Origin of the sequence: Mesorhizobium sp. M5C.F.Ca.IN.020.29.1.1 (assembly GCF_003997375.1) — a bacterium.
In the GTDB taxonomy this organism is placed as follows: Bacteria; Pseudomonadota; Alphaproteobacteria; order Rhizobiales; family Rhizobiaceae; genus Mesorhizobium; species Mesorhizobium wenxiniae.
The window spans coordinates 1-7,773 of the sequence record NZ_RZSW01000287.1 but is presented as its reverse complement, the minus strand read 5'-3'; the positions used below and the strand labels follow the sequence as shown (position 1 = coordinate 7,773).

Below are 7,773 nucleotides of genomic sequence, written 5' to 3'. Positions count from 1 at the left end.
CGACACGCCCAACATCCATTTCTGCACCATCCGTGACTTCGTCAACCTCTGCGAGGAGCTCGGCGCGACAGTGGAAAGAGCAACCGCGCTCGACGCCAATGGCCAGAAAATCGGCCTCTCCATGCCATGGTGGTTCTGGAATTTCTTTGGCCAGCAAGCGGTGTTCCTGCTGAGACGATAACGTCGCTCCTTCGGCCAATATGGCGCTCGGCCTGCCCGAGTCCGAAGACCATGGGTGTAGGACTGATCGCCATTCATCGACCAGCTAGCGATTAAGTTCCGGAAAATACGGATCGGAGAAAAACCGCCGGTCGCGCTCGCCTTGCAAACAGTCGACCGGTGTTGCCGCATCGACCCGGATCGGTACGCGATCGGCCCAGGGACCGGCAACACCGCTAACCTCTAGGATCAGTTTGCGGCGTATGGCGGTCACGAATTCGGAAGCGGCATAGACCGGCAGCACGAAAGCCCCAGGCCCGCCCGTAACGCACTCGGCATAGTATTGGTCGAGATGGCTGAAGCTGGGCGACGGGCTGATCAGGATCGGCAGGCCGTTGATGACGATACCCTTTGCCACCGCGGCGTCGCGTGTCGTGGTGACGGGCATCCCGGTATTGTTGGGACCATCGCCTGAAATGTCGATGACACTGCGCGTCGCCTCGAAAGCGCCTCCATCCAACAGCTTGGCGCCGAAGCCGAGCGCACCGGAAATGGAGGTGCCGCGAAAGCTCCTGAATGGGCGCGCCTCGATCTTGTCGGCGAATGCGTCGGCGCTCTCAGCGTTATCGATGACCTGCCAGGCAATGACCGCATCGTCGCGGACGGTGCCTGCCCATTCGAAATAGGCCAGCGCGATGCGGCCGGTCACACCCGAACGCACCGCATCGATGAAGTCGGGGTGGCGCAGCGCCTCGACATAGCCGGCGCGCTGCAGGGCGAATTCCCTTTCGTCCATCGAGTGTGAAATGTCGACCGCCAGCACCAGTTCGACGTCCACTGCAATGGTATTGGCCGGCGCGGCCAGTGGTGCTGCCTGAGCGCAGGCAAGGCAGGCAAGCAGGCTGATGCATGTCGCCCAAAAGTGCGAAGCGGTTTTGGGGTAACGACATGCATAGAAACAAAGGCTTAAAACGTGTCGCATGAATCTCTTCAACGGGACGCGTTTTAAGCGCGTCAAGCATAGGTCCAACGCCGCGAACTTCCGCACGATGCCGGCAATCTTTCGCCGCGATCACGGCGAAATAAAGCTTGGCTGCGTATCGCCGGCTACGTCTCTTGGTAGGCTGCGGCGACGGCCGGGGGTGGTTCGATCGCGCCGGCCCTGACACGGACTGGCTTGAGAGGCGGTCGGTCGACGTCTTTCACGATCGCCAACGAGCGCGGAAAGAATTCAATGTTCTGCTGGCTCCGGCCAATGTTGAGGATCGCGGCGTCGGCAAGACGCGCCTCCAGCATCGACAGCACCCGACTCAGCGTCGCGCCGTCGAACGTGTCCAAAGCCTCGTCGATGATCACCCATTTCGGCTGCCGCAAAACCAGCCGGGCAAAGGCAAGCAGGCGCTGCTCGTCATCGCTCAATTCGCGCTCCCAGCGCGCCGAGCGGTCGAGCGAGGACGACAGACGCCCAAGACCGGCCTCGGCAAGCACCGCCGAGATCTCGGCGTCGCTGACCGCGGCATCGGCGTGGTTGAGCACCTCGCGCAACGTGCCGAGCGGGAAATAGGGCTTGCGGGGAACGAAGGCGGGCACCTCTCCGGCCGGCATGCCGATCCGCCCGCTTCCCCACGGCCACAGACCGGCAATGGCGCGAAAGAACAGCGTCTTGCCGGCGCGCGGATCTCCAGTGATCATGACGCGCTCGCCCGCGCGGATTTCGACATGGGGCTTGGCGAGCTTCGTACATCCATCCCGCGACGCAACCTCGAGGTTCTCGAATGTCAGCCTGCCATTCGGGTTTTCGCCGATCTTGATGCGTTTTTCGGTGTCGTGCAGCACGTCCGTTTCAGCGAGCGCGATGCGGAAATCGGCGACGCGCATCAGCGTGGCGCGCCAATCGGCGATGCCGCCGATATTGTTGATGAACCAGCGCAACGAGGCATGCACCTGGTTGAAGGCGCCGACAGCCATCATGAGCCCGCCGAAGCTGATATCGCCGGCGAAATAGACCGGGGAGGCGACGAGGATCGGCGCGACGACAGTGATCCAGCCATAGGTATCGGTCACCCAGGAAAGATTGATCTGGGCGCTGTAGATGCGCCGCATCGCGCCCAGCACCGTGCCGAGGTCGAGCTCGAGCCGTCGTCTCGCGTCGGCTTCGCCGTGCGCAAGCGCGATGGCATCGACATTCTCGTTGACGCGGACCACCGAGGAGCGCAGCTCCGCTTCACGCGTATAGCGGTCGCTGTTGAAGCGGATGAGCGGCCGTCCGACCAGCCAGCTCAGCCAGGAGGCGGTACCGGCATAGAGGATCGCGGCCCACACCATGTAGCCCGGAATGGCCAGCGAATAGCCGCCGATATGGAAGACGAAGCCAGAAGACAGCGACCATAAGACGCCGACGAACGAAACAAGCAGAATCAACGACTGCAACAGCCCTATGCCGAGGCCTGTGGAAAGATCGGAGAGATGTCCGGCATCTTGCTGCAGGCGCTGGTCAGGGTTGACGCCGATGGCGCCGGCGTTGGCGAGCCGGAAGGCGCGCGCCGGCCGCATCCATTCACCGATCAGATCGAGGGTCAACGCCTCACGCAGCTTCAGCCGGATCCTCTGGTCGAGCCAGGTTTGGCCGACATTGAGCACCACAAGTCCGCCGGCGATGGCGGCAAAGACCAGAAGCTGGTGCAGGAAGCCCTGCATATCGCGCCGAGCCAGCGCGTCGTAGAAGGGCTCGTTCCAGCGATTGAGCAGAACCTGCCCGATCGAGGTTGCCACAATGACGGCGACAATGCCGACGCAGGCCCAGAGCAGGTGTTTGCGGATCGGCGAAGTCCCCAGCGCAAGCTTGATCGTCGCCAATTGGTCGCGCAAGCTGCTGGCCTCGATCGACGCGGCAACCGGCTTGGCGCTTGCCTCTATATCCGGATGATCAGCCATTGGTGAAGTCCTTGAATTCGCAAGCGGTGCTGAAACCGGTGAACATGTCGACACATTCGGGTAGCAAACCCGCCCTCGACACATAGGTGAGAATAAGCTCGATCCCGATCACGAAAATGTCATCGACGGCTCGGCAATGTCGCCTTCCCGGTCGGCGATATCCGGCCGAGCCTTGTGGCGCCATGCGGCGAGAAAACCGGCACGAAGACGCGGCGAGATGCGCGCTGGACGACCGGCACGCCCTGATAGAGCCGCTTCTGCGCCTCGACCACGATGACGCCGGAAAAGATCGGCCAGAACCTGCGGCCGGCGCGCTCCAGCACATTGTGGAACTGCATCATGAAGCGTCGCCGCGATGGCGGGAAGAACAGGGCGTCGGACCAGGCGGCGGGCGTGAAGTTTGCTTCGCGCAGCAATTCGGTGAGCTGGCCGCGCGAAAAGGGCCGGCCGCTGCCGAACGGCGTATGCTCGAAACGGGCCCAGACACCGCGCCGGTTGGGGACGACGATGACGACGCGGCCGGCGGGCGACAGCACCCGCCAGATTTCGTTCAGCGTCTCGCGCGGGTTCTCGGCATGTTCGAGTGAATGGACGAGCAGTATGCGGTCGATGGAGGCATCGACCAGCGGCAATTCCTCATCGAAGACCAGCGCGGTTGCGGTCGGCCCCGTGGCCGGCCAGACCACCGCGCCTTGCGTCGCCGGCATGAAGGCAAAGACACGCTCCGCGTCGGTTCCGAACCGCTCCAGCCACGGCAAGGTGTAACCGAGGCCGACCAGCCGCTCATTGGGCACAACAGCCCATATCGAGGACAACGCCATGGTGATCGAGCGTTCGGCCAATCGCCCGAGCGTTGTCGAATAGAAGGAGCGAAGGTCGACGATATCGGAATGCATGCGCGGCACGCTATCTTCGATGCTGTCCAAGTTCAACAAAGGCGGATGACATCCGCGGGCAAGCGCCCTATGTCTGCGGCGACTACTGCAGCGGCCCGAAATCGATTTCGATTTCGGAAAGCACGATGCAGCAGATAAAGGTGTTAGAGCGTTCTTTGTGCGTCCAACTGGACGTACGGCGCTCTAGAGCAATTCCAGGAAAGTGTGAAACGGTTTTCCGTCCGGAATTGCGGAAAAACAACGAGATAGAGCGGTTCGGCGTTTCCGTGAAACGCCGAACCGCTCTAGTGGAGAGATGCTATGCCGGTTGAAATCGAACAGTTCATGTGCCGCAGCGACAATTTCGGCGTGCTGGTGCATGACCCCAAAAGCGGCCAGACCGCGATCATCGACGCGCCCGAGGAGGCGCCGATCCTGGCTGCGATCGAGCGTACCGGCTGGACGCCGACGATGATCCTGACCACCCATCACCATGTCGACCATGTCGAGGCCAATCCGGCGCTGAAGGAGCGCTTCAAGCTGCGCATCGTCGGACCGGAAGCGGAAAAGGCCAAGATCCCCGGCATCGACGAAACCGTCGAGCAGGGTTCGGTCATCCACCTCGGCGAGGAGAGGATCGACGTGATCGCCACGCCCGGCCACACGGCAGGCCATGTCTCCTATCATCTGCCGGGATCGAAAGTGGCGTTCACCGCCGATACGCTGTTCGCGCTCGGCTGCGGGCGGCTGTTCGAGTGCAAGCCGCCGGTGATGTACGATTCGCTGAAAAAGCTCGCGGCACTTCCGGCCGAGACGGTCGTTTATTGCGGCCATGAATACACGCTTTCCAACGCCCGCTTCGCGCTGACCGTCGACCCGACCAATTCGGCGTTAAAGGAGCGCGCTGCGAAAATCGAGGCGCTGCGCGCCGACGGCAAGCCGACGCTGCCGACCACGATCGGCGAGGAACTGTCGACCAATCCGTTCCTGCGCTGGCACGATCCGGCAATCCGCAAGCATCTCGGCTTGGAGAACGCCTCCGACGCCGAAGTGTTCGCCGAAATTCGCAAGCGCAAGGACAATTTCTGAGCACCATTGATGGTCTGGAAACCGTGACCTTCTGGGGCCAATGACCAGTTCCGCCGAAATCATCGCAACGCTCTGCCTGAAACCGCATCCGGAAGGCGGCTGGTATGCCGAAACCTTCCGGGATGGCACGGAAGACGCGCGCGGCCATTCGACCGCGATCTATTTTCTTTTGGAGCAGGAGCAAGTGTCGGCCTGGCACCGCGTCAAGGACGCGGCCGAGGTCTGGCACTTCTATGCCGGCGCGCCTCTGGCGCTGTCGATTCATGGGGAAAACGGGCCGGTGATCGAGCAGGTGCTCGGCACGGCACTGGCGGCGGGCGAGCGGCCGCAGATCGTCGTGCCGGCAGGTTGGTGGCAGTCGGCACGCAGCCTGGGCGAGTGGACGCTGGTCGGCTGCACCGTGGCTCCGGGCTTCGATTTCGCCGCCTTCGAGCTGGCCGAACCGGGCTGGCAGCCGGGAACGACGTAGGTATATTGAGATTCAGGTCAGGCCGGCATCACCCTGATATCGACATACCTAACCCAACAGGAAACCCATCGTGATCCCCAGCTGGGCGGCGTAATACAGCATCCAGACCGCGTAGCGCATCCAGACACGGTGCGGCGAGATGCCGGTCAGCAGGAACTTTTCCGAGGCGAGCAGCCCGTCGGACGCCATGAACAGCACGGCGCCGCCAAAGACCCAGACATTGCTCAGGGTGAGTGCTGAAATTCCCATGGCAAGGATTGCCGCGATATAGACGCTGATCGGAAGGTGCAAGGCGGGGCCGACACGGCGCCAGAGCGAAAAAAGCATCGCGAGCGCGAACAGGGCCATTGCCAGGGCAATCGACCCGCGCCACGGCTCGGCCGAGAGCAGCCCGATCCCACCGCCGGAACGCAGGAACAGCGCTATGTAAAGCCCATGCGCGATTAGAAAACTGGCCAGCCCGCCGAGAAAAGCCTTTTCATCGTCGCGCGACAGGAACGCGTCGCCGACGGCGCTGAGCGCCAGTGCCGCTACGAGCAGCCACGGACCGCCCTGCAGCGAGGCCAGCACGGCAAGCATTGCCACGGCCAGCGTCTTGACCGCAGAACGCGCAAGCGTCGGCGGCATGTCGATGATGAAGGCGTAGATCACCGCCGCCACCAGCGAAAACAGCAGCGTCGCATTGGCGTTGGCGTCAATGCCGCCGGGAAACGGCATCACGCCCCAGCCTCGCCAGTTGCCTGCTTGCGCAAGAACAGCGACTTCGCCGCAAGTGCTGCCCCGCCGGTGATCAGCACGCAGGCGGCGAGAATGCGCAGGGACGGCTCGGCGAAACCGGCTGATATCAGCACCAGCGTCGACAGCAGCGGCGCGGCATAGCTCGCCGCGCCCAGCACCTGGATGTTGCCGCGCTTGACGCCTATGTCCCAGGCGTAGAAGGCCGCGCCCACCGGCATCAGGCCGAGGCCGAGCACGGCCAGCCACTGCCCGGCGCCGACAGGCAGCACCGTCTCTTCCAGCATCAGATGGCAGACAAGGGAAAGCGCTGCCGTGGCCGCACAGAACCAGGTGACGACGCTGGTCGGCACCGACGGAAAGCGCCGCGACAGCAGCGAATAGGCCGACCACAGCACGGCGCAGACGCCAGCCATCGCATAGCCAAATGCATAGCGCGCGTCGAAGGCAAGCCCGCCGCCCTTTGTGACGATCAGAAAAGTGCCGGCAAGCCCGAGCAGCGCGCCGACGACATGGTTCCAGGCCAGCCGCTCGCCCGGCATCAGCGCCGATCCGAGCACGATCAGCAGCGGCCACAGATAGGCGATGAGGCTCGCCTCCACCGCCGGCGCGTTGCGCAGCGCAGTGAAGTAGAAGAAGTGATAGCCGAACAGGCCGGCAATGCCGATCACCCACACTTGCGGCGGTATCTTCGGCCGGTTGGCGGCGGCCGGCATGAACAGCCGCGCGACGAGCCCGACGCTGGTGCCGATCGTGAAGGTGATCGCCGAAAGCAGGAATGGCGGCACCGCACCGGAAGCGTCCGTAAGCAGCGCCAGCAGCGCCCACATGGCGATCGCCGAGAAGCCGATCAGTGTTGCGCGCCCCATGTCCGTCGGCCTCACGCCTGTTTCTGGCGGCGCGCAATCGCGCCTATTCTGTTGCTTCGAACCGCTCCGCGCTGACGGTGAGAGTGCCGATTTTCGTGCTGACGGTGGCGTGGATCGGCGCATATACGCCAGTTTGACCGACCGGCGCAAATGTCACCATGATGCGGCTGCGATCCTTCAGGTACTTCAAAGCTTTGCGGTTCTTGCGGTACCCCGCCACCGGCTCAAAGCCCAGTCTGCAGGTGACGGTCTCGCCCTTGTAGCCGCGCACCGAGATCGAACCTTTCGAATAGTATGTCAGCGTCAGATTGGCGCGCATCTCGCCGTCATAGAGTTTCACCGTGCGCCCGCATACCTTGTCGAGGCTATCGGCATGGATGACGGTGGCGGCCATCGGATCGAGCACCGACGCGAGATGGCTGGCGCCCAGCGGTATCCAATTTTTGGGATTGCGCTTCTTCGGCGCAGGCACGACCTTCGTCGCGATAACAGTGCCATTGGCGAACTGGATATCGATCATCGACGCCTTCTCGCCCGACGTGTAGTCGGCGCGGAACGTTTGCGGCTGCAATTGCTTGCCCGAAATCTTGCCTTTTGACGAGACCGTGCCGCGTGTGTCGTCGAAGATTGTGGCGAGGCCGGC

9 protein-coding genes are annotated in these 7,773 nt (G+C 63.0%); 3 read left to right on the top strand and 6 right to left on the bottom strand.

Annotated features, from left to right (window positions below):
• The coding region (locus EOA85_RS21450) for a methionine biosynthesis protein MetW (RefSeq protein ID WP_281033767.1) at window positions 1–181 on the top strand (181 nt) is incomplete at its 5' end.
• Window positions 182–265: 84 nt separating this feature from the next.
• Here EOA85_RS21450 and EOA85_RS21445 read toward each other — a convergent pair.
• The 3 genes from EOA85_RS21445 to EOA85_RS21435 all read right to left on the bottom strand — a co-directional run bounded on the left by EOA85_RS21445 (window position 266) and on the right by EOA85_RS21435 (window position 3,989).
• The gene (locus EOA85_RS21445) at window positions 266–1,141 is read right to left on the bottom strand and encodes a DUF1194 domain-containing protein (protein WP_127211078.1); all 876 of its coding nucleotides are present in this window, start codon (window positions 1,139–1,141) and stop codon (window positions 266–268) included.
• A 125-nt stretch (window positions 1,142–1,266) separates the two neighbouring features.
• Complete coding sequence (locus EOA85_RS21440; RefSeq protein WP_127211077.1) at window positions 1,267–3,093, bottom strand: ABC transporter ATP-binding protein/permease; 1,827 nt, start codon at window positions 3,091–3,093, stop codon at window positions 1,267–1,269.
• 119 nt (window positions 3,094–3,212) lie between these two features.
• Window positions 3,213–3,989 carry a class I SAM-dependent methyltransferase gene (locus EOA85_RS21435; RefSeq protein ID WP_127211080.1) on the bottom strand — a complete coding sequence of 259 codons (777 nt, stop codon included), beginning with the start codon at window positions 3,987–3,989 and terminating at the stop codon, window positions 3,213–3,215.
• Between the two features lie 300 nt (window positions 3,990–4,289).
• On the opposite strand from EOA85_RS21435, the gene gloB reads away from it, so the two are divergent.
• Window positions 4,290–5,057 carry a hydroxyacylglutathione hydrolase gene (gene gloB / locus EOA85_RS21430; RefSeq protein ID WP_127211076.1) on the top strand — a complete coding sequence of 256 codons (768 nt, stop codon included), beginning with the start codon at window positions 4,290–4,292 and terminating at the stop codon, window positions 5,055–5,057.
• A 40-nt stretch (window positions 5,058–5,097) separates the two neighbouring features.
• Window positions 5,098–5,526 (top strand): cupin domain-containing protein, encoded by a 429-nt coding sequence (locus EOA85_RS21425; RefSeq protein WP_127211075.1) that lies wholly within the window; start codon window positions 5,098–5,100, stop codon window positions 5,524–5,526.
• A gap of 48 nt (window positions 5,527–5,574) precedes the next feature.
• On the opposite strand, the gene EOA85_RS21420 is transcribed toward EOA85_RS21425, so the two are convergent.
• From EOA85_RS21420 to EOA85_RS21410, 3 genes are all read right to left on the bottom strand, one after another.
• On the bottom strand, window positions 5,575–6,243 hold the full coding sequence (locus EOA85_RS21420) for a lysoplasmalogenase family protein (RefSeq protein WP_127211079.1): 669 nt from the start codon (window positions 6,241–6,243) through the stop codon (window positions 5,575–5,577).
• Window positions 6,243–7,130: an EamA family transporter gene (locus EOA85_RS21415; RefSeq protein ID WP_127211074.1), complete on the bottom strand. Its 888-nt coding sequence runs from the start codon at window positions 7,128–7,130 to the stop codon at window positions 6,243–6,245. Before EOA85_RS21415 ends, EOA85_RS21420 begins: the two co-directional genes overlap by 1 nt.
• Before the next feature lie 43 nt (window positions 7,131–7,173).
• The coding region (locus tag EOA85_RS21410; RefSeq protein ID WP_164759784.1) for a DUF3108 domain-containing protein at window positions 7,174–7,773 on the bottom strand (600 nt) is incomplete at its 5' end.

Excerpts from the sequence above, each read along its gene's own strand:
- EOA85_RS21415 (WP_127211074.1), bottom strand. The coding sequence starts at position 7,130 with ATGGGGCGCGCAACACTGATCGGCTTCTCGGCGATCGCCATGTGGGCG.
- EOA85_RS21435 (WP_127211080.1), bottom strand. The coding sequence starts at position 3,989 with ATGCATTCCGATATCGTCGACCTTCGCTCCTTCTATTCGACAACGCTC.
- EOA85_RS21425 (WP_127211075.1), top strand. The coding sequence starts at position 5,098 with ATGACCAGTTCCGCCGAAATCATCGCAACGCTCTGCCTGAAACCGCAT.
- EOA85_RS21445 (WP_127211078.1), bottom strand. The coding sequence starts at position 1,141 with ATGCGACACGTTTTAAGCCTTTGTTTCTATGCATGTCGTTACCCCAAA.
- EOA85_RS21440 (WP_127211077.1), bottom strand. The coding sequence starts at position 3,093 with ATGGCTGATCATCCGGATATAGAGGCAAGCGCCAAGCCGGTTGCCGCG.
- gloB (WP_127211076.1), top strand. The coding sequence starts at position 4,290 with ATGCCGGTTGAAATCGAACAGTTCATGTGCCGCAGCGACAATTTCGGC.
- EOA85_RS21420 (WP_127211079.1), bottom strand. The coding sequence starts at position 6,243 with ATGCCGTTTCCCGGCGGCATTGACGCCAACGCCAATGCGACGCTGCTG.